16 protein-coding genes are annotated in these 21,302 nt (G+C 68.2%); 3 read left to right on the top strand and 13 right to left on the bottom strand.

Translation table 11 applies throughout. The features are described from left to right. Nucleotides 1–58: 58 nt before the first annotated feature. Genes miaB through alr form a run of 7 tightly spaced genes read right to left on the bottom strand, consistent with a single transcriptional unit; the run spans nt 59 to nt 7,661 of the window. On the bottom strand, nt 59–1,387 hold the full coding sequence (miaB, locus tag WEA80_10970) for a tRNA (N6-isopentenyl adenosine(37)-C2)-methylthiotransferase MiaB (protein ID MEX1187101.1): 1,329 nt from the start codon (nt 1,385–1,387) through the stop codon (nt 59–61). Continuing rightward, entirely contained in the window at nt 1,384–2,562 is a 1,179-nt protein-coding gene (locus WEA80_10965) for an ATP-binding protein (GenBank protein ID MEX1187100.1), read from the bottom strand. Before WEA80_10965 ends, miaB begins: the two co-directional genes overlap by 4 nt. Before the next feature lie 4 nt (nt 2,563–2,566). Next, complete coding sequence (locus WEA80_10960) at nt 2,567–3,739, bottom strand: hypothetical protein (GenBank protein MEX1187099.1); 1,173 nt, start codon at nt 3,737–3,739, stop codon at nt 2,567–2,569. Then, a complete protein-coding gene (locus WEA80_10955) occupies nt 3,736–5,004 on the bottom strand; it encodes a hypothetical protein (protein ID MEX1187098.1) in 1,269 nt (422 codons plus the stop codon). Before WEA80_10955 ends, WEA80_10960 begins: the two co-directional genes overlap by 4 nt. After that, complete coding sequence (locus tag WEA80_10950) at nt 5,001–5,417, bottom strand: cytidine deaminase (GenBank protein MEX1187097.1); 417 nt, start codon at nt 5,415–5,417, stop codon at nt 5,001–5,003. Before WEA80_10950 ends, WEA80_10955 begins: the two co-directional genes overlap by 4 nt. Further along, the gene (locus tag WEA80_10945; GenBank protein MEX1187096.1) at nt 5,414–6,601 is read right to left on the bottom strand and encodes a phosphopentomutase; all 1,188 of its coding nucleotides are present in this window, start codon (nt 6,599–6,601) and stop codon (nt 5,414–5,416) included. The genes WEA80_10950 and WEA80_10945 overlap by 4 nt, the downstream gene beginning before the upstream one ends. Next, nucleotides 6,591–7,661 (bottom strand): alanine racemase, encoded by a 1,071-nt coding sequence (gene alr / locus WEA80_10940; GenBank protein ID MEX1187095.1) that lies wholly within the window; start codon nt 7,659–7,661, stop codon nt 6,591–6,593. Before alr ends, WEA80_10945 begins: the two co-directional genes overlap by 11 nt. Before the next feature lie 195 nt (nt 7,662–7,856). On the opposite strand from alr, the gene mazG reads away from it, so the two are divergent. Continuing rightward, complete coding sequence (gene mazG / locus WEA80_10935; GenBank protein ID MEX1187094.1) at nt 7,857–8,636, top strand: nucleoside triphosphate pyrophosphohydrolase; 780 nt, start codon at nt 7,857–7,859, stop codon at nt 8,634–8,636. 22 nt (nt 8,637–8,658) lie between these two features. Here the strand turns inward: mazG and asnS are convergent, their stop codons facing one another. Beyond that, complete coding sequence (gene asnS, locus WEA80_10930; protein ID MEX1187093.1) at nt 8,659–9,966, bottom strand: asparagine--tRNA ligase; 1,308 nt, start codon at nt 9,964–9,966, stop codon at nt 8,659–8,661. 61 nt (nt 9,967–10,027) lie between these two features. Between asnS and WEA80_10925 the strand changes: the two genes are divergently transcribed. Beyond that, entirely contained in the window at nt 10,028–11,518 is a 1,491-nt protein-coding gene (locus tag WEA80_10925) for a HAMP domain-containing sensor histidine kinase (protein ID MEX1187092.1), read from the top strand. A 4-nt stretch (nt 11,519–11,522) separates the two neighbouring features. After that, the gene (locus WEA80_10920; GenBank protein MEX1187091.1) at nt 11,523–12,077 is read left to right on the top strand and encodes a hypothetical protein; all 555 of its coding nucleotides are present in this window, start codon (nt 11,523–11,525) and stop codon (nt 12,075–12,077) included. Here the strand turns inward: WEA80_10920 and recG are convergent. The 5 genes from recG to WEA80_10895 form a co-directional block, all read right to left on the bottom strand. Then, complete coding sequence (gene recG, locus WEA80_10915) at nt 12,074–14,152, bottom strand: ATP-dependent DNA helicase RecG (protein ID MEX1187090.1); 2,079 nt, start codon at nt 14,150–14,152, stop codon at nt 12,074–12,076. The genes WEA80_10920 and recG overlap by 4 nt on opposite strands. Continuing rightward, nucleotides 14,152–15,087 carry a signal recognition particle-docking protein FtsY gene (gene ftsY / locus WEA80_10910; protein MEX1187089.1) on the bottom strand — a complete coding sequence of 312 codons (936 nt, stop codon included), beginning with the start codon at nt 15,085–15,087 and terminating at the stop codon, nt 14,152–14,154. The genes recG and ftsY overlap by 1 nt, the downstream gene beginning before the upstream one ends. A 175-nt stretch (nt 15,088–15,262) precedes the next feature. After that, nucleotides 15,263–18,544 (bottom strand): CusA/CzcA family heavy metal efflux RND transporter, encoded by a 3,282-nt coding sequence (locus WEA80_10905; GenBank protein MEX1187088.1) that lies wholly within the window; start codon nt 18,542–18,544, stop codon nt 15,263–15,265. A 12-nt stretch (nt 18,545–18,556) separates the two neighbouring features. After that, complete coding sequence (locus tag WEA80_10900; protein ID MEX1187087.1) at nt 18,557–19,843, bottom strand: efflux RND transporter periplasmic adaptor subunit; 1,287 nt, start codon at nt 19,841–19,843, stop codon at nt 18,557–18,559. Next, the gene (locus WEA80_10895; protein MEX1187086.1) at nt 19,843–21,249 is read right to left on the bottom strand and encodes a TolC family protein; all 1,407 of its coding nucleotides are present in this window, start codon (nt 21,247–21,249) and stop codon (nt 19,843–19,845) included. The genes WEA80_10900 and WEA80_10895 overlap by 1 nt, the downstream gene beginning before the upstream one ends. Nucleotides 21,250–21,302 lie beyond the last annotated feature (53 nt).

Raw genomic sequence — 21,302 nt, 5'->3', positions numbered from 1 at the left:
CACAACCAAAGTCGCGCGGCGCGGCTCCTGGCGAAGGCTGGGGGAATCCCAGGGCTTTCTATCCCGCGAGAGGTAGCTCGCCCCGCTCCGACGCCACTGTTCCTGTAAATGTCGAGCCCGTCGTCCCTGTAAGCTCAACGGTCAAATAGCTGCCGATCAGCGACGGCTCTCCCGGAATGATGACTGTCTTGAAATCCCGGGTTCGCGCCTGCAGCAACCCTCCCCGCCTCGCTTCCTTCTCCACCAGCACCTCGTGCCTCTCCCCGAGCGCCGCCATGTTCGCCCGGCGCGCGCCGGCTCGCATCGTCGCGATCAGCCGCTCCAGCCGCTCGCTCGCCACCTCGTCCGGAACGTCGTCCGCCGACGGGAACCGCGTCGCCGCCGTTCCTTCCCGCGCGGAGAACTTGAACGTGTACGCGTCGTTGAAGCCTATCTCGCGCACCGCGCTCAACGTCTCCGCGAAATCTTCCTCGGTCTCTCCCGGGAATCCGACGATGATGTCCGTCGTGAGCCCCAATCCCGGGACGGCGGCGCGCAGGCGCTCGGCGCAATCGAAGTACTGCTCGCGCGTGTACCTCCGCAGCATCCGCTTGAGCACCCTCGACGACCCCGACTGCATCGGCAGGTGCACGTGCTCGCACACCTCCGGCGTCTCCGCGATCGCCGCGATCACCCGCTCGCTGAAGTCGTTCGGGTGCGGGCTGGTGAACCGCACGCGCCGGATCCCGTCCACGCGCGCCACGGCGCGCAGCAGGTCGGCGAAGTCGTGCGAGCCGTCGTTGTACGAGTTCACCGTCTGCCCGAGCAGCACCACTTCGGTGATTCCCTGCTCCGCCACCTGCTCCGCCTCGCGCACCGCGTCCAGCAAGGGCCTGCTCCGCTCGGGCCCGCGCGTCGTCGGCACGATGCAGTACGTGCACCGATAATCGCAGCCCCGCTGCACCGGGATCCACGCCTTCACTCCCTCGAACCGGCGCGCGCTGAACCCCTGGTAGTGCTCCTCGAGGTCGAACTCGACCGCGGTCGCGCGCTCGCCGTCGCGCGCCCGCTCGATCAGATCCGGGAGCGCGCGGTAGCCGTCCGGGCCGATGACGAGACTGACGTGCTTGGCCCGGTCGAACAGCCGCGGCCCCAGCCGCTGCGCCATGCAACCCGCGACGCCGACCACCGCGCCTTCCTTCATGTGCCGCTTCAGCTCGCCGAGCCTTCCCAGCACGCGCTGCTCGGCGTGGTCGCGGATCGCGCACGTGTTGACCAGGATCACGTCGGCGCCGTCCGGCGACTCGACCTGCGAGTAGCCGACGTCCGCCAGCTTCCCGAGGATCAACTCGGAGTCGCTGACGTTCATCTGGCAGCCGTAAGTCTCGACGTAAACCGTACCGCTCATCCGTCGCGTTCCGCTGGTGTGGTCGCCCTCGTCGGGAGCAGCACGAAGAACGTGCTTCCCGCGCCTTCCTTGCTCTTTACCCACATCCGGCCGCCGTGTGCTTCCGCGGCGAGCTTGCAGAACGCCAGCCCGAGCCCCGAGCTCCGGACGTTCGGCATCCGCGGCGTCTTGACCTGCCGGAACTTCTGAAAGATGACCTCGTGGTACTCCTCCGGAATACCCGGCCCGTTGTCGCTCACCGCGAAGAGGATGCCGTCACCCTCCGCGCGCGCGCGCAGCTCGATCGCGACCCCCACCCCGCCGGAATGGACCAGCGCGTTCTGCATGAGGTTCGAGAACAGGCGCTTCAGAATCGTCCTGTCGCCCTCGAACACCGGTGCGTCGTCGGCCACGTCCACCGCGACGATCGCGGCTTCCTGCGCGAGCCGGACCTCCCACTCCGCGACGAGATCGGCGACGAACGCGCCGGGCGCCAGCGGCTCGATGTTGAGCGGGAGGTTGGCGTCCTCGATCCGCGCCACTTCGAGCAGGTCGTTGATCAGCGACAGCAGCTCCTCGGCCTTGTACTCGGCGTCGGCGAGCACGCGCTTCTGCACCGTGGTCAGGATGCCGAAGTCGCCGTCGGTCACCATCTCCAGGCTCGCGAGCACCGACGTCAGCGGCGTCTTGAGATCGTGCACGATCATTTTCATCAGGTCCTCGCGCACCTTCTCCAGCTCGCGCAGCTTGCGGTAGCTGTCCTCCAGCTCGTCGGTGACCGCCTTGAGCTTGAGCAGGCTCCGCACACGCGCGCCGAGCACGAGCCGGTTGTGCGGCTTCGTCAGGAAGTCGTCGCCGCCGGCCTCGATCGCCTTCACCCGGTCACTCGTGTCGTTGAGCGCCGTGACGAAGATGACGGGGATGCGCGCGGTGCGCGGATCGCGCTTGATCCGGCGGCAAACCTCGAAGCCCGCCGAGCGGTCGTCCACGCCCAGGTCGCCCGCGGGCATCGACACGTCGAGGATGCACAGGTCGGGACGCTCGTCGAAGCACAGCGCGACGGCGGACGGCCCGTCGTTCGCGGAGATGATCCGGTAGTCGAGGGTGTTGAGCTGGTCCACCAGCAGCTCGACGTTCGCCTGCACGTCGTCGGCGACGAGGATCAGCGGCTTGCGCCCGGCCTCGCTCGCGGTCATCCGGTCACGGCCTTACGCGGACACCGAAGCTGAAGATGTACGCGGTCTCGGTGGCTGGGTTCACCGAGACCTTGGCGTCCAGGTCCCGGATCGCGCGCGCCACACCGACATCCAGCCGCGACCTGCCGATTCCCAGCGGAATCCCGAAACCGCCGGAGAACGTGAGCTCGTTCACCTTCGACTGCTCACCGCCGAGCGCTCCGCCGGCGCCGAACGGCAGCCCGCGGTATCTCGCGCCGAGCCGCAGGGCGACGTTGCGCCGGCCGATGGTCGGCCCGGCCACATCCGCTCCGACCCCGTAATCCCACGAGTCGAACGCGAGCATGTTGCTGCCCGCACGCCTGAGCGGCTGCATCGCGGACCACTCGTCGAAGCTCGCGCGCGCGGACAGAGCGACTCCGGAGATTCCCGAATAGCTCGCTCCGAAGCCGTACCTCAACGGCAGCTTTCCGCTGGTCAGCACGCTGTCGCCGGTCTGCGTCTCCATGTCCCCGCCGACGCGCACCGACGCACCGAGCCCGAGACTCGCGACCGGACGCCACACGACTCCGGCGGACGCGCCGAACGCCGAGTAGCTGATGTCCGACGTCTGGCTCGTCCCGGAAAACGTGACCGTATCCGGAAAGCGCTGCTCGACCGCTATCCGGTTCTCACCGGAGAGCACATGGCCCCCCAAGCCGATCTGGAAGCGGGGCGACGCACTGTACGCCAGAGCCAGCCGGAAATCGGTGATCCCGCCGTTGCTCGAGAAAAACTCCGTCGCGTCCACGACGGTGCCCCCGATGTCCTGCTGCGTCTCGGTGACGCTGCTCCAGGTGCGATCCAGAAACGTCGAAGCGGTGACCTGGGCGGTGAGGCGGCGTCCCAGCGTCAGCGACATTCCCACCATCGGAAAGCGCGCCGTCGTGGTCCGCGAGCTCGCCTCCAGCCTCTTCACCGTGCGCACCTCGGGCTCGTACTGCATGAACATCACGGTCGCGCCCCATAGCGCCGCCGCGGCGGGATTGACCGCCGAGTTCGGGTCGATTTCCGCGGGGCCGCCGCCGAGCGACATGGCGGTCGTGCTCAGCTGCCCCGGCGGATAGCCGAAGCCCTGCGTGCTGAGGTTTCCCTGGGCGCCGGCGCCGGAAGCGGCAAGCGCGAAAATCAGGGCACCGGCCACAAAGGAGCGAGTCATGGTAGTCCGAAGGGGTTGGCCGGCGTATAGCTGATTCTGAGGCGCGGACGCGTGTCCGGAATTCCCTCGGCGCTGGTGAACCACGCCTGGGCGGCGGACACTCCCTCGCGGGCGCTGCGCAGCACCAGCGCGCGCGGACCGAGCGTGTCGCCCTGCGCCCGCCAGACCCGCAGCACCGGCGCGATGTCGATCTCGCGAATGCCGGACGCGTTCGCCGCGACGCGCAAAGTGTCGATCTGGGTGAGCTCGGACGCGGCGATGAGCCGCGCGGCCTGCTCCGGGTCGGTTATGACTTTGCCGCCGATGGCCACGTGCGTCACCACGAACACCGTGTCCAGCGGACCCAACGCCGTATTCGGTATCTGGTCGAGCAGCAGTGTCGCGCGTATGACGCTCGACGAATCGAGGATCGAGCTCGGGATCAGGAAGCGTATGTAAGTGCGAAGCGACGGGAGGCCGCCGACCAGCAGCTCCTGCGGAGATCCGGGCGGCGGAGTCCGTAGCACGAGCTGGAAATCCGAGAGCGTAACCTGCTGGTCGAGCGAATCCTCGGGCGTGCGCGACAGCGGGAGCAGCGTGATTCGCGGAACGAGAGTGTCTGGTACGGCGCGAAAGTAGAGCGTCGGCGGCGTGCCCGCCTCCATGGACCGTACGTGGAACTGGCCCGTTCCATCCGTAATGCGGAGTCCGATGCGCAATGGCGCGTTCGCCTGCACCTTGGCCAGCACCGCCGCGTTCGACAGCGGAACGCGCACCGAGTCCTTGAGGTCCGCCGACGCGAACTGCTGCGATCCGATCAGCCTGTCGGCGGTGAACAGCGGCGCGAGCGCCGCGACCGACGTGTCGTTCGCGTCGGTGTCCACGTCGTACGCGCTGACCGTCAGCGACGTGCCCATCTGCTTCTCGGAAAGATCGAGCCGGAGCTCGATGTACGCGCTGTCGACGGTCGTTATCGGGCTCGTCGTGCTGTCGCCGGGCGTCTTCCGGACCCGCTGCGGCAAGCTGTCGTACCGGATGATGACGCGGGAATCGAGCGTGTCCCCGCGCGACGCCAGCAGCATGAAAGGCTCGGCCCCGAACGGTCCCTCGGCGCGGACCGTCGTATCGAATACCACGGGATCGATCGTGACGTTGATCACCTCGATGCCCTGGTTCGGGCACAGCTCCGGGCAGCCGACCGCGCTCTCCAGCTTCTCGCTGCATGCGGCAGCCACGACAGCAACGAGGCCGAGCGCCAGCAGCGCGATCCCCCTGCGCCGCATCACGTGGTGCCCGTGGCGAGGAGGTTGGCCGAGAATGGATGCGGCAACAGCGAGCCGAGACTCCAGCTGGCTTCGGCACCGTTCCGGCAATAGCTGTGCACCTTCAAGTCCGGCGCGGCGAACTCCGCCAGCACCTGCAGACAGGCGCCGCACGGCGGAGCCGGCTCGTCCGCTTCGGTCGCGATCGCGATGCAGTCGAACGCGCCCGCCCCGGTGATGACCGCGGAGAACACGGCTACGCGCTCGGCGCAGATCCCGAGTCCGTAGGACGCGTTCTCGACGTTGCAACCTTGAAACACCGCGCCGTTGCCGGCTCGCAGCGCGGCGCCGACGGGAAAACCGGAATATGGAGCATGCGAGCGCTCCAGCGCCGCGAATGCAGCGTCGCGGAGCTTGTGGTCAGCTTGGCGTGTCACTGGATGATCTGGGGCAGAAAGGAGGTGCCGCGACCGTGAAAATCGACGCCCAACCATTCGGCGACTGTGGCGCCGAGATCCGAGAAGGTCTCGCGCCGCCCGATGCCCGCCGGCCGGACGCGGGAGCCCGCGGCCAGGAGCGGGACGCACTCTCGCGAGTGGTCCGTCGACGGAGTCGTTGGATCGTTGCCGTGGTCGGCGGTAATGAACAGAAGGTCGTCCTTTTTCAGGGAGCGCACGAGACCGGGCAGCGCTTCGTCGAATTCGAGCAGCGCTTGGTAAAACCCCGCAACATCGTTCCGGTGCCCGTACAGTTGGTCGAAATCTACAAGATTGGCCAGCAGTAACCCACTCCGATCGCCGGCTATCCACCGGCGGATCTCGTCCAATCCCTCCGCGTTGGAGGAGGTGTGCCGCGCGCTTATCGACCGGCCGGCGAAGAGATCGTCGACTTTTCCGACTCCGGCCGTACCGATGCCGGCGGCACGAACAGCATCGAGCAGCGTCTCGGAGGGCGGCTCGACGGAGAAATCCCGGCGGTTGGCCGTGCGCCTGTAGGTGCCGGGCCCGCCCTCGAACGGCCGGGCGATCACGCGCGAGACGAGCGGGCTCGCGCCATCGGGATCCCGCGGCTTGATCTCCAGCGCGGCGGCGCACGCGGCGTACAGCTCGTCCAGCGGAACCACGTCCTCGTGCGCGGCTACCTGAAAGACGGAATCGGCGGACGTGTACACGATCCACGCGCCCGTGCGCCGGTGCTCCTCGGCGAAGCGCTCGATCACGACCGTGCCGCTCGCGACGACGTTCCCGATCACCGCCCGGCCGGTGCGGCGCTCGAATTCCGCGAGCACCTCCGCGGGAAATCCGTGAGGGTACGTCCTGAACGCACGCGCGAGGTGCACGCCGGCTATCTCCCAGTGGCCTGTAGTGCTGTCTTTCCCCGCGGACCGCGGCTCCATCACACCCCATGCGCCGAGAGGTTCTTCAGCAGGTGGGACACCGGCGAGGCTCGCCAGGTTGCCGAGTCCGTACTCGCGTAGGTTCGGCAGCGCGAAGCCCGCGACCGCGCGGGACAGATTGCCCAGCGTGTCGCTGCCCGCATCGCCGTACGAGTCGACGTCGCGCGCACCACCGCACCCGACGCCGTCGAGCACGATGATCGCCGCTCTGCGCTCAGTCTTCACTGTGCGACCGCGGCGAGCGGCTGTTCATTCCCACGAGCACTTCGTATGGAGTGATCCCCGCCGACGCCCCCACTTCGGCTACGGTGACGAGCTCGTCACCCTCGCGGCCGATGAGCGTCACTGTATCGCCCGCTGCGCAGTCGACCCCGGTGACGTCGATCATGATCATGTCCATCGTCACCCTGCCGACGATCGGAACGCGGCGCCCGCGGAGAACGACCGTGGCGCCCGGGCGACCTTGCTCCCCGACGTTTCGCGGATAGCCGTCGGCGTAGCCGCAGGCGAGCGTCGCGATCCGCCTGCGATGCGTCGCCTTGAACGTCGCGCCGTAGCTGATCGTGTCGCCGGGCGCGCACCCGCGCAGATCGACTATCGGGGCGCGCAGATGCGCGACCGGATCGGGCTCGATCGCGGCACCGGGAACGGTCGCGCCGCCGTAGAGAAAGATCCCGGGCCGGACCGCGTCGCGGCTGGAGCGCCCGCGACGCAGCACCGCGGCGCTGTTGTCGGTGTGGGTGAAGACGGCGGTGAGACCCAGCGCGGTCAGCGCGTCCTCGAACCGGCGATCCTGCTCCCGCATGCTGCCGTCGTCGAGCTCCGCCGAATGAAAATGCGTGAACGCGCCTTCCGGAGGAAACGCCGAGACGACTTCCCGAAGCGCGGCGACGTCGCGCCACGAAGCTCCGGCCCGGGCCATTCCGGTATCGATGGCGAGGTGCCACGGACCCCCGCGCGATTGCCATGCTTTGATCGTCGCCGCCGATCCCAGTGCCGGCGTGAGGCGCGCCGCGCCGGCCGCCGCGAGCTCGCTCTGCAGAAGCGGCGTGAAAATGAGCACCGGAAGCTCGACGCCGAGCGCCCGCAACTCCTCGCCCTCGGTGACCGTAGCCACGCCGAATCCCCACGGATCGACCTTCTCGAGCGCCTTCACCACCGCGCGCACGCCCGTCCCATACGCATCGGCCTTCACCATGGGAATCAGCCGCGTCCCGGCCCTGTGGGCCAGCGCGCGCGCGTTGCGCACGACGGCGGCGAGGTCTATTTCGATGCGGGCTGGCATGGCGGGAAGTTATCGTTGGGCCATGGAGGACGTGACTAGTGACTAGTGACTGGTGACTAGTCAACCGCCTCCGTTTCCTTCTGTTCCGGCAGTGCCGCTGTTACTAGTCACTAGTCACCAGTCACTAGTCACTAGTCACCTTCATAGTCACCAGTCCCTAGTCACCTCCATAGTCACAAGTCACTAGTCACCATCATGCCACATCCCCCCTCCCTCGACGACACCCTCGCCCTCATGCGCGACCTGCGGCAGCGCTGCGACTGGGACGCGGCGCAGACGCACGACTCGCTGCGGCCTTACCTCATCGAAGAATCGCTCGAGCTGGACGACGCGCTGCGCCTGGGCGACGACGCGCTCGTGCGGGAGGAACTGGGCGACGTGTTGCTCCAGGTCCTGTTCCACTCTGTGGTGGCCGAGGAGCGGGGCGCGTTCGATTTGCACGACGTCGCGGGCGCGCTGATCGCCAAGATGAAAGCGCGCCATCCGCATCTCTACGCCGACGGCGAGCGCGAGTCGTGGGAGCGGATGAAGTCGAAGAAGCGCGCATCGCTCGCCGACGGGCTCCCGTCCATGCTGCCTTCGCTGCATCGCGCCCACCGGCTCCAGGACCGCGCCGCGGGAGTCGGCTTCGACTGGCCCGACGCCGAGGGGCCGGCGGACAAGGTCGCCGAAGAGCTGGCCGAGGTGCGCGACCTGATGCAGGAGAAGAAAGTCCGCTTCAGTGAGCACGGCGCGCCCGTGCACGACGAGGCGCACGCGGAGCTGGAGGGGGAGCTGGGGGACCTGCTGTTCGCGTGCGTTAACCTGTGTCGGAAGCTGGGGGTGCATTCGTCGCTCGCGCTGGACAAGGCGAACGCAAAATTCCAACGGCGGTTCGAGGAGGTAGAGAAGACTGCGGCCGAGCGGGGGTTGGACGTCGGTTCCGCTGGTTTGGAGGCGCTCGACCGGATCTGGGACGAAGTCAAACGGCGATGAACTGCGCTGCGTGCTGCGCAGTTCAGGGTCTCAACCGATTCATCATCCTCGGAAACGCGATCGTCTCGCGCACATGCGGCAGCCCGCAGATCCACGCGACTGTCCGCTCCAGCCCGAGCCCGAACCCGGAGTGCACGAACGTCCCGTACTTTCTGAGATCCAGGTACCAGCCGTACGCCTCGACCGGAAGCTTCTCCTCCTGGATCCTGCCCAGCAGCTTGTCGTAGTCGTCCTCGCGCTGTGACCCGCCGATGATCTCGCCGTAGCCTTCCGGCGCCAGGCAGTCGTTGCACAATACGGTGCGTGGATCGGCCGGGTTCTCCTTCATGTAGAACGCCTTCGCTTCCTTCGGGTAGTTGCACACGAAGATCGGCGTGTCGTAGTCCGCGACCAGCAGCGTCTCGTCCTCGGCGCCGAGGTCGTCGCCCCAGGTGATGTTGCTGCCCTTGGCCTGAAGAGTCTTGACTGCCTCGCCGTAGTCGATTCGCGGAAACGGCGCTTTCACCCGCTCCAACCTGGTGACGTCCCGCTCCAGCTCCTCCAGCTCCGCCCGGCGGCGATCGACGGCCCGCGCGACGATGTACGAGACGAAGTCCTCCTGCAGCCGCATGTTGTCCTCGGAGTCGTTGAACGCGACTTCGGGCTCGATCATCCAGAACTCGCTCAGGTGCCGGCGCGTCTTCGACTTCTCCGCGCGAAACGTGGGGCCGAAGCAGTAGATGCGGCCGAGCGCCGCCGCCGCGGCCTCGCCGTACAGCTGGCCGGTCTGCGCGAGGTAGGCGGTCCCTTCGTCGAAGTACTCAGTCGCGAACAGACCGCTGCGCTCACCGATGGCAGCCGTCAGGATCGGTGTGTCGACGAGCGTGAAGTCGCGCTCATAGAAAAAGTCGCGGATCGCCTGCTCGATCTCGTGCCGCACCCGCGCGATCGCGCGCTGCCGGGAGCTCCGGAGCCAGAGGTGGCGGTGATCGAGCAGGAAGTCCACCCCGTGCTCCTTGGGCTGGATGGGGTAGTCCTGCGGGCTCGGTCCGAGGATCTCGAGATCGCTGGCTCCGAGCTCGAATCCACCCGGCGACCGGCGGTCTTCGCGCACGACGGCTGTCAACCGGATGCAACTTTCCTGGGTCAGACTACCAAATCGGTCCCAGACGTCGGGCTCCACCTCTTTCTTGACGAGCACCGCCTGGGCCGTGCCACTACCGTCACGTATGACAACAAACGCAATTTTCCCGGACGACCTGACGTGCGTTACCCACCCTTGCACTTCCACGGATTGCCCGGCATGCGCGCCGAGGTCGGCGATCCGTATCGATGGGGGATTCTTTGACATTCGCTGAGCGGCAGAGAAAACGCGGCAAGCTAGGCCGCCATTTGGTGAGTGTCAACGAAATATGACGCTGCGCGCGCGGCTGAGCCTCGGTCTCATCGGCATGGCGTTGGTGCTGCTCATTCCGCTGCTCCTGGCGTTGAACTCGCTGGAGCGGCTGGAGGACACCAATCGCGTGCTGCGCGACACCGATTTCGCGGCGTCGATCGCCATCGGCAGGCTGCGCACGGCGACCGACGACATCCGGGCCGCCGAGAACGCTCTGCTGTTCGTGCACGACGACAGCAGCAGACGGCGCATGACCGCGGGCATCGCGCACGCGGACAGCCTGGCGGGCGCGCTCCGCGCATATTACCTCGAGCGGGAGAGCGCGCAGGTCCGCTCGGCGCTTGCCAGCATATCCGAGGCGGCGGCAGCGGAGTACGAGGCCGCGAGCGCCGGCCGCGCGCCCGAGGCCGAGAGAATCTCCGCCGGCAGGCTCCTCCCGGAGATCGCCCGGATCAACACCACGGTGCGGCAGACCGAGTCCGACCTGCGCGGACGCACCGCCGAGCGCGTGGACGAGGCCGCCACGGTGACCATCGAGGCGCAGCGCACCGCCGCCGCTGCGCTCGCAATCGCCCTGCTCCTGGCGCTGCTCATAGCCCTCTGGCTGCTGCGCTCCATCAGCACCCCGGTGCGCCTGCTCGAAAAGGGCATGAAGGCGGTAGCCGACGGCGACTTCTCTTACCGGCTACCGTACACCGGGACCCGCCGCGACGAGTTCGGCAGGCTCGCGGGTAGCTACCAGTCCATGACCCGGCAGCTCGCGGAGCTGGACAAGCTCAAGGCGGAGTTCATCTCCATCGCCTCGCACGAGCTCAAGACGCCGATCAACGTCATCATCGGTTATCTGGAGCTTCTGCAGGAGGGGATCTACGGGCCGTTGTCGCCCAAGCAGACCGAAGTCGCGGCGACCATGGAGAAGCAGGCCCAGACCCTCACGCGCCTGGCCCGGCAGCTGCTCGACGTCAGCCGGTTCGAGGCGGGCGGCGGCAGGGTCGAGCCCCGCAAGGTCGATCTGGCGCGGTTTCTCCAGCACCTGGAAGCGGCGTTCCAGGGATTGGCCGTGCAGCGAACGATCGCGTTCAGCGTGCAGCACTCGCCGACGCTGCCCACGGAGGTGACGTGGGACGAGGACCGGATGAACGAGGTGCTCGGCAACCTGCTCTCGAACGCGTTCAAGTTCACGCCGCGTGACGGGCAGGTGACACTCGGTCTGGACGGTGATGAGTCCGAGGTCCGGATCACCATCAGCGATACGGGGGCGGGGATCCCCGCCGACCAGCTGCGGCACATCTTCGAGAAGTTCTACCAGGCGGACAACCAGGCGTCCGCGGCCCTCAAGGGGACGGGCTTGGGACTTGCTATTGCAAAGCAGATAGTGGAGGCGCACCATGGTACGATCACGGTGGACAGCAAGCAGGGATCCGGCACGACGTTCCATCTGACGTTGCCGGCCCACGCGGTTGTCTCCCGGATCTCTGGCCGCCACCGTGCTTCCGACCCGGCCTGAAGACATGAGAACCGCAAGAATCATCACGGCCTTCCTGGCCGTATCGACGCTGAGCGCGTGCGCGACTTTCTCCCGCTCCGGCCCGGACTCTCCGAGCCCTGAGGCCTGGGGGGCGCTGCTCAACACGACCGACGATCTCGCCAACGCCGGCCGCCACGGCGCCGCGGACAGCACGCTGCTCGCGTTCGCGAGCCGCCACCCGGGCACCCGCGCGGCGGAAGAGGTGCTGTTCTGGCGCGCGCTTTACAAGCTCGATCCCAGGAGCCCGGCGGCGGCCAGGGCGGAGGGACGGGCGTTGCTGGATTCGTACCTCACGTCGGAGAAGACGGCGTGGTACCGCGGTCAGGCGAACGTTTTGCGACATCTCGCGCGCGAGATCGTCCTCGCCGAGCAGGCAGCCGCCCAGGTTTCGGGCGACACTACGATCGTCATCAGCGACACGTCGCCGGCCGGGATCGCCGCGCGGGACCGCGTGATCCGGACGCAGCACGCCGAGATCGCGCGGCTCAATGCCGAGCTGGAGCGCATCAAGCGCCGGCTCGCGACGCCGACGCCCTAGCCTACCCGGAACAGCTCCAGCGCCCGGGGGAATCGCGCGCTGAGCGCGCGCTTCAATCCGGAGTTCTGCGGCTTCTCCAGCCCGGGGTCGTCCGCCAGCGTTTTCTCGGCGGCCTCGCGCGCGAGCACGTTCAGCTTCTCGTCGCGCACGAGGTCCGCGATCCGGAGCATCGCTTCCCCGCTCTGCTGCTGGCCGAACAGGTCGCCCATCCCGCGAATCCGGAGATCCGCGCGCGCGATCTCGAAGCCGTCGTCGGTGGACGCGAACAACTCGAGCCGCTCCATCGATTCCTGGCCGGCCTCGCCGAGCAGAATGCAGTAGGAGCTTTCCGCCCCGCGGCCGACCCTGCCGCGGAGCTGGTGGAGCTGCGACAGGCCGAACCGCTCCGGGTGCTCGATCAGCATGACCGTGGCGTTGGCGACATCAATTCCGACTTCGATTACCGTGGTCGCGACGAGGATGTCGATTTCGCCGTCGCGGAACTGCCGCATGATGCTCTCGCGCTGATCGGAAGGAATCCGCCCGTGCAGCAGCGCGACGCGCAGCCCGGCGAACGCGCCCGCCGAGAGCTGCTCGAACATCGTCGTCGCCGCTTTCAGGTCGGTCTTCTCCGATTCCTCGATCACGGGGTACACCACGTACGCCTGCCGCCCTTCCTCCACCTGCGAGCGGACGAATGCGAGCACCTTTTCGCGCCCGCTCTCCCGCCGCAGGACCGTGGTCACCGGACGGCGCCCGGGTGGCCGCTCGTCAAGAGTGCTCACGTCGAGATCGCCATACACGGTGAGCGCGAGCGACCGCGGAATCGGCGTGGCGCTCAGCAGCAGCACGTCGGGCGCCTGTCCTTTCTTCGCCAGCGCCGCGCGCTGCTCCACGCCGAACCGATGCTGCTCGTCTATCGCGACGAAGCCCAGCTTGCCGAAGGCAGTGGTCGTCTGCACGAGGGCGTGAGTCCCGACCGCGATCACCGGCTCCTCGGTCTTCAGCCGTGCCTCCAGCGGCGCGCGCGTCCTGGTCTTCACGCTCCCGGTCAGCAGCAGCGGCTCGATCGCGAGCGGCGCGAGCAGCCGGTGCAGCGTCCGGTGATGCTGCTCGGCGAGCAGCTCCGTGGGCGCCATGATCGCCGCCTGATAGCCGTTCTCGTACGCGAGCAGCGCGGCGAACAGCGCGACGATCGTCTTCCCGCTGCCGACGTCCCCCTGGAGCAGCCGGTGCATGCGTCGGTCGCCGCACATGTCCGCGAAGATCTCGCGCAGCACGCGCACCTGCGCGCCGGTCAGCTCGAACGGCAGCTCCGACTTGAGCTTCGTCGTCAATTCCCTCTTGTTCACGAACCGGATGCCACGGCGCGCGGTGCGCGCGAGCGCGTGCGCCCGGCGGTGGAGCAGCTGCAGAAACATCAGCTCGTCGAACGCGAGCCGGTCGCGCCCCTGCTCCGCTTCGCGGATCGACGTGGGCCGGTGCACCATGCGGAGCGCGTCCGGCAGCGCGGGCAGGGAGAGCTCCTTCAGCACCGCGCGCGGGACATGGTCAGTGGTGCGCGCCAGGAGCTGGTCGAGATGCGCGTCGATGATCGAGCGGATCGTCCGGAACGTCAGCCCTTCCGTCGCCGGATACACCGCGAACACGCGGCCCGGAGCCGCGCCCGGGTCGTCGGGCCCGAAGTTCACGTACTCGCGAGGCGCGAGCTGCCGCCCGTGATAGAACCGGACCGGTCCGCTCAGCAGCAGCAGGTCGCCCTTGTCGATCGAGCGGTCGAGGAACGGCTGCCCCGGCCAGGCGGCCTCGAGCATGCCGCTCCGATCCTGGATCACGGCCTGAAAGATCCGCAGCCCTTTGCGAGTCGGCAGAACCCCCTTGGAGATCACCTTGCCGACGATCGTCGCGTCCATGCCGACGTCGACGGACGCGATCGTGGAGATGGTGCTCGCGTCCTCGTACCGGTGCGGGATGTGAAAGAGCAGATCGCCCGCCTTCGTGATCCCGAGCTTGCGAAATGCCTCGGCGCGGATTGGGCCGACGCCCTTGAGATACCCGACCGGCGTGTCCAGTGCGACCCGCCCCGCCGGCGACATCAGTCGCCGATCACTTCGCGGGCAAACTCGGCGGGATCGAACGGGACGAGATCATCCAGCTTCTCACCCACGCCGAGAAACTTGACCGGAACGTCGAGCGCCTGGTGCACCGCGACGACTATCCCGCCGCGCGCGGAGCCGTCCAACTTGTTCATCACGATACCGGTGATGGGAACGGCGGAGGAGAAAGTGGTGGCCTGGGCGATGGCATTCTGGCCGATCGTTCCGTCGAGCACGAGCAACGTCTCGTGCGGCGCGCCGGGCAGCCGCTTCCCCACGACGCGGTGGATCTTCCGCATCTCCTCGAGCAGCGCGTCGCTCGTGTGCAGCCGGCCGGCGGTGTCGATGATCGCGACGTCGGCTCCGCGGACGACGGCCGCGTCCACGCTCTCGAACGCGACGGACGCGGGGTCGGTTCCGGCGCGCGCGCCGACGAACTCCGCGCCGGCGCGATCGGACCACTGCCGGAGCTGATCCACCGCGCCCGCGCGGAACGTGTCGGCCGCGCCGATGACGATCTTGTTCATGCCCTGCTGACGCAGACGCGACGCGAGCTTGCCGACAAATGTCGTCTTCCCGGCTCCGTTCACGCCGATCACCAGAATGACCGTGGGCGCCGACGGCGCAAGCCGCAGCGCGGGATCGCTGTTCCCCGCTCGCAGCGAGGCTTCGATCCCCGAGCGGAGCGCTTCGCGGAACTCGGGCTCGGTACGGATCTTCCCGAGCTTGGCGAGCCGCTCGAGCTCCGCCACGAGCTGCATGGTGGTCGCGACGCCGAGGTCGGCCTCGAGCAGGATCCCCTCGACGCGCTCGAGCGAGCCCGCACTGACGCCGCCTTTCGCCAGCACGGCGACGTCCATGAGCGCGACGTCGCGCACGCGCTGCCATAGGGAACGCGCGGGAACGTCGCCGGGGCGGCGGATGAGACGCGGCATAGGGAGTAAAAGGTAAAGACCGACCGGGGGAAGAGCGGAGAGCGTTGTGCGTTGACCGTTGTTCTGTTTCGCGTTGGGACGTGACTGCGGTGGGAACCGAATGGTTGTGCCCACCGCCGTAAACGTCCTAACGGTCCACGGTTCAACGGTCAACGCACAACGCTCTCCGCTCTTCCTACGCCGGCACCGTCTCCGGAACTGCCGCGATCCCCCGCTCTTCCGCCCTCGCCATCTCCCATTCCTTCCAAAGAGCATACACGGCAGGAATCACGACCAACGTGAGCACCGTGCTCGAGACCATTCCGCCGACCATGGGAGCCGCGATCCGCTGCATCACGCTCGCCCCCGCCCCTCCGCCCCACATGATCGGCAACAGTCCGGCCGTGATCGCCGTCACCGTCATCATCTTCGGCCGCACCCGCTCCACCGCGCCCTCGAGCACCGCGTCGTACAGGTCCCGCGTCGTCGGCCGCCGCACGGTCTCCTGGCGCGCGCGCCAGGCGTGGTCCAGGTAGATGAGCATCACCACCCCAGTCTCGGCGGCCACTCCCGCGAGCGCGATGAACCCGATCGCCACCGCCACCGACCAGTTGTAGCCGAGCAGCCACATGAACCAGACGCCGCCGACGAGCGCGAACGGCAGCGACAGCATCACGATGAGCGACTCGCCCACGCTCCGGAAATTGAAGTACAGCAGCAGGAAGATCACCGCCAGCGTAGCCGGCACCACGATCTTCATCTTCTCCCGCACCCGCAGCATGTACTCGTACTGCCCGCTCCACGCGATGGTGTAGCCCGTGGGCAGCGCGACCATGTCCTCCACCATCTTCTGCGCGTCGGCCACGTACCCGCCGATGTCCCGGCCGGTCACGTCCACGAACACCCAGGCCGTGGGCTGCGCGTCCTCGGTGCGGACCACCATCGGCCCCGCGACTTTCCGGATGGTCGCCAGCTCGCCGAGCGGGACCTGCGCCACGCCCGCCTGGGCCGGGGCCGCGGGCATCGCCCCGCCCATCCCGGCCATCCCGGACGCCGCGGCGCCGCCGGTGTGGCTCACCGGCACCAGCACCGTTGCAAGCTGCTCGGGCGTGTCGCGGAAATCCTGCATGTACCGCACGCGCACGCCGTACCGCTCCCGTCCCTCGACCGTCTGCGTCACCACCATCCCGCCGATCGCGCTCGCGATCACTGACTGGACGTCCCCCACGTTCAGGCCGTGCCGCGCGGCGGCCGCCCGGTCGATGTCGATGTCCAGGTAATAGCCCGACATTGCGCGCTCGGCGAACGCGCTCCGCGTGCCCGGCACCATTTGCACGGCCTGCTCGATCTCCTTGCCGATTGTCTCCAGCGTCGCGAGGTCCGGCCCGAACACCTTGATCCCGACGGGCGTGCGGATGCCCGTGGCGAGCATGTCGATCCGGCCGCGGATCGGCATCGTCCAGGAATTGGTGATTCCCGCCATCCGCACCGCGGAATCCATCTGCGCGATCAGCCCGTCGTACGTCATTCCCGGACGCCACTTGTCGCGGCTCTTCAGCGTGATCGTGGTCTCGAACATGTCGAGCCCCGCGGGATCGGTGGCGGTCTCCGCGCGCCCGGCCTTGCCGAACACGCGCTCGACTTCGGGGAACGTCGCCAGGATCGAGTCCTGGATTCGCAGCGCCTCCTTCGCCCGCGCGATGCTGATCCCCGGCATCGTCGTCGGCATGTACAGGATCGTCCCCTCTTCCATCGGCGGCATGAACTCGGAGCCGACGCGCGACCATGGAATCGCCGAGACGATCACCACGATCACCGCGCCGGCGATCACCTCCCACCGGTTCCGCAATACGAAGCGGATCACCGGGTCGTACGCGCGGATCAGCGCGCGGTTCACGGGATTGGCCCGCTCGCGCCAGATCTTGCCGCGCACGAACAGCCCCATGGCCACGGGCACGAGCGTCACTGAGAGCAGGCTTGCGGCCGCCATCGCGAATGTCTTGGTGAAGGCGAGCGGCGTGAACAGCCGGCCCTCCTGCCCCTCGAGCGTGAACACCGGCAGGAACGACACGGTCACGACCAGCAGCGAGAAGAAGAGGGCCGGCCCCACCTCGCGCGCCGCGACGTTCGCCACCGTCCACCGCTCGCGCAGCGACAATACCCCCGTGTCGAGCCTGGCGAGCTGCGCCGCGTCCGGGCCGATCTTCACCTCGACGGCGCGCTCGAGATGCTTGTGCATGTTCTCGATCATCACGATCGCCGCGTCTATCATCGCCCCGATCGCGATCGCGATTCCGCCGAGCGACATGATGTCGGCGCCCACGCCGACGAATCGCATGCCCACGAACGCGAGCAGGATGCCGACGGGGATCGTCACGATCGCGACCAGCGCGCTGCGCAGATGCAGCAGGAACACGATGCACACGAGCGCGACGATCAACGATTCCTCGAGCAGCTTGTGCCGCAGCGTCGAGATGGATTCCAGGATCAGTTCGCTCCGGTCGTACACCGGAATGATCTTCACGCCCGGAGGCAGTCCTTTCTGCGCTTCCGCGAGCTTCGCCTTCACCCGCTCGATCGTGGTGAGCGCGTTCTCGCCGAACCGCATAATCACGATTCCGCCCACCGCGTCTCCGCGCCCGTCGAGATCGGCGATTCCGCGCCGCACGGCGGGCCCCGTGGACACGCGGCCCAGCTCGGCTACGCGCACGGGCGTGCCGTCCGCGGTCGCGGCCACGACGACGTTCTCGATGTCGCTCATCGAGCGGAGATAGCCGAGCCCGCGCACCATGTACTCGCGCTCGGACAGCTCCATGACCATCGCCCCGACGTCGGCGTTGGCGTTCTGCAGTGCGGCCATCACCGTGGTCACCGGGATGCGGTACGCCAGCAACTTGGCCGGATCGAGATCGACCTGGTATTGCTTCTCGAAGCCGCCGACCGACGCGACCTCGGCGACGCCGGGCACCGACGTCAGCGCGTAGCGCAGATACCAGTCCTGCAGCCCGCGCAGCTCCGACAGGTTCAGCCGGCCCGTCGTGTCCTCGATCGCGTACTGGTACACCCAGCCGAGGCCGGTCGCGTCCGGACCGAGCTGGGGCGCGACGGTCGCGGGCAGCCGGCCCTTGAGTCCGTCCAGGTACTCCACCACCCGGGTGCGCGCCCAGTACAGATCGGTGTCGTCGTCGAAGATGATGTACACGAACGACACGCCGAAGAACGAGTAGCCGCGCACGGTACGCGCGCCCGGGACCTTCAGCATCTCCGCCGCGATCGGGTAGGTGACCTGGTCCTCGACTATGCGCGGCGCCTGCTCGCCGTAATCGGTCTGCACGATGACCTGCACGTCCGACAGGTCCGGCAGCGCCTCGAGCGGCGTCTCCCGGATGGCCCAGAGGCCGCCGGCGACAGCCGCCGCCGTCGCGAGTAGGACGATGAGCCGGTTGGCGATCGACCACTGAATCACGCGCGCAAGCATCGCTCGCTCCTCCTATTCCGGACGGGTTGGGGGAGCGGGCGCCGGCGCGGGACCGGCGGACGGAGCGGTCATCTCCATTCCCGGCATGTTCCCCATGCCGCCCATCAAAGTGCCGAGGTTCGACTCCGCGTCCACGAGGAACGTCGCGGAGGCGACCACCTGCTCGCCGACCGCGAGCCCGCTGAGTATCTCGATCTTGTCTTCACCGGCGGCGCCGAGCGTGACGAACCGGGGCTCGAGCTTCCCGTCCGGACGCTTGACGAACACGATGTTCCGCTCTCCCGTGGACAGCACGGCGCCCCGCGGCACCGAGAGCGATGGCCGCGCCCTGCCCGACGCGGGGACCGAGAGCGTGGCGTACATGCCGGGCTTGAGGTGTCCGTTCGCGTTCGACAGCGCCACGCGCACGCGCACCGTGCGCGTCTCCGGATTCAGCGTGGGATAGATGTACGTGATCCGGCCGCTGCGCTCCTCTCCCGGCAGCGCCTCGAATTGCGCGCTCGCCTGCTGCCCGAGGCTGATCGCGTGCAGGTCGCGCTCGAACACCTCACCCTCGACCCACACGACGCTCAAGTCGGCGACCTTGTACATCGCGTCGCCCGCCATGACGCGCTGTCCACCGAACACCGCCTTCTCGATCACGTAGCCGCTCACGGGCGAGCGCAGGGTCAGGCTCCGCTTCGCGACTCCGGTTCGCTCGATCTGGGCGATCTCCGCCGGGCTCACGTCCCAGTACAGCAGCCGCCGGCGCGCGGCGGCCACCAGCCCGTCCGCGTAGCGCTTCGCCTCGTCCGAGCCGGCACTCACGTCGGCGGCGAGGCGCCTCGCCAGCAGTAGCTCGTCCTGCGTGGCGACGAGCATCGGCGAGTAAATCGTGAACAGCGCCTGCCCGCGACCCACGTACTGTCCCGTGGAGTTGACGTACAGCTGCTCGATCCAGCCGTCGATCTTCGGCGAGATGGTCTTGACGCGCGCTTCGTCGAAGGTGACCTGGCCCACCGTTCGTATCGTGCTCGCGACGAAGCCGGCTTCGACGGTCGCGTACGTCACGCCGATGCGCTCAGCCTCGCTCGCGCTCAGCAGCACCGCCCTACCGCTGTCGCTGCCCGCGGGCACGCCGCCGTGCCCCGCGTGCTCGTCGGCTTGCACCGGCTGCTTCTCGTCGCCGCGCGTGATGAGCACGGTAGCGCCGAGAGCGACGATGATGAGCCCGGCGATCACCGAGCCCCGGACGATCCGGCGACGGCGGTCGAGCGACGGCCCGAACGGCGACTCGGGTGAATTGGACTTGACGGACATCACACGCCTCCGCGTGACTGCGTAGGAGCAGTCGAATCAGGATCGAGAAGCTCGCCGCTCAGCAGCATCTCCAGCTCGGCCCATGCCTTCCCTTCTTCGGCTTCGAGCATGACGAGATCGCGGCGGTAGTTGGTGACCAGCATCTGGGCGTCGAGCAGCGTCATGAAATCCACGCTGCCCACGCGGTACGCGGCGAGCGAGGATTGCACGGTTGCGCTCGCCTGGGGGAGAATGGTCCCGCGGTACAGTCGCTGGAGACTGCGGGCGCGCTGGAGATCCGCGTGCGCCGCGGCGACGCGCGCGCGCGTGTCCGCGCGCATGTCGGCCAGGTCGAGCAGCGCCATCCGCTCCATCGCCGCGGCCTCCTCACGCATCGCGAGCTGGCGGCCGCGGGCGAAGATCGGCACGCTCGCGCCGAGCATCAGGCTCCCCATGCGTTGGCTGCGCGAGGGCTCGTCCATCGCGGCGAGTGCCGGGCCTTGCGCGTACGCCACGCCGATCCGCAGGTCGGGCCAGATCTCGCGCTTCGCGAGCCGCAGCGACGCCGCGCCCGCGGCAACCTCGGCCTCTCCCGCCTTTAGCATCCTGCGGCCCGCGAGCGCGCGCTGCTGCAGCGAGTCGAGCGGCGGAATGGACCGCGGGAACAGCGGCAAGATCGGCGAGCGGATGCGGAGCGGACCGCGATCGTCCCCGCCGTCCGCGCCTTCCGCGCCGGGCTCGCCCAGCAGCGCTTCGATCCTCGCGGCCATGGCATCGCGCATCGCGACCATGCGAAGCGTGTCTTCCGCCTCGCGCGCGATCTGAACCTGCGCGCGCAGCACGTCGGCCTGCCTGCCCTCGCCAACGCGGTACATCGATTCGGCGGTCTTCCTAATGTCTTCCAGGAGCCGGAGCGACTCGCGGGTCACCGCGATCTGCCGGTCGGCCGCGTACAGGTCGTAGAACGCCATCGCGACCGCGGCTCGCACCTCCCACTCCGCTTCGCCCGCGAGCTCCGCGGCTGCGGTCGCCTGGGACCGTGCGATACGCCCCTTGAGGCCGAGCTGGCCCGCGACCGGGAGCATTTGCATGACGCTGAGCTGGGTCATGCCGACGCCCGGCATCGGCGCGAGCCCCGGCAGCTCACGGTTCATGAACGCCAGCTCCAGCTCCGGATCCGCGGGGAGCCGTGCGCTCGACACGCGCGATCGGGCCGCGTCCGCGCGCGCGCGCGCCGCGGCCACGCCCGGGTTGGACCGCCTGGCTGCTTCGTACAGCTCGCCGAGGCGCATGTGCTCCTGGGCGGCCGCGCGCGCGGGCATGGCAATGAGCGCGAGCATGCCGGCGGCCAGCAGCCACCGTCCGATCGACGGCCGTGCGGCGCACGGGCGGCGTACGCGTTCTTTCCTGCTGAATGTGATGGACAAACCCTCTCCCTTCCGGATCCTGTGTTGACCAGCGTGATGTCGGGTCAGCTGCG

The sequence above is a fragment of the Gemmatimonadaceae bacterium genome, from assembly GCA_040882285.1.
Lineage (GTDB): Bacteria > Gemmatimonadota > Gemmatimonadetes > Gemmatimonadales > Gemmatimonadaceae > JACDCY01.
This window is presented reverse-complemented; position numbering and strand designations above follow the sequence as displayed.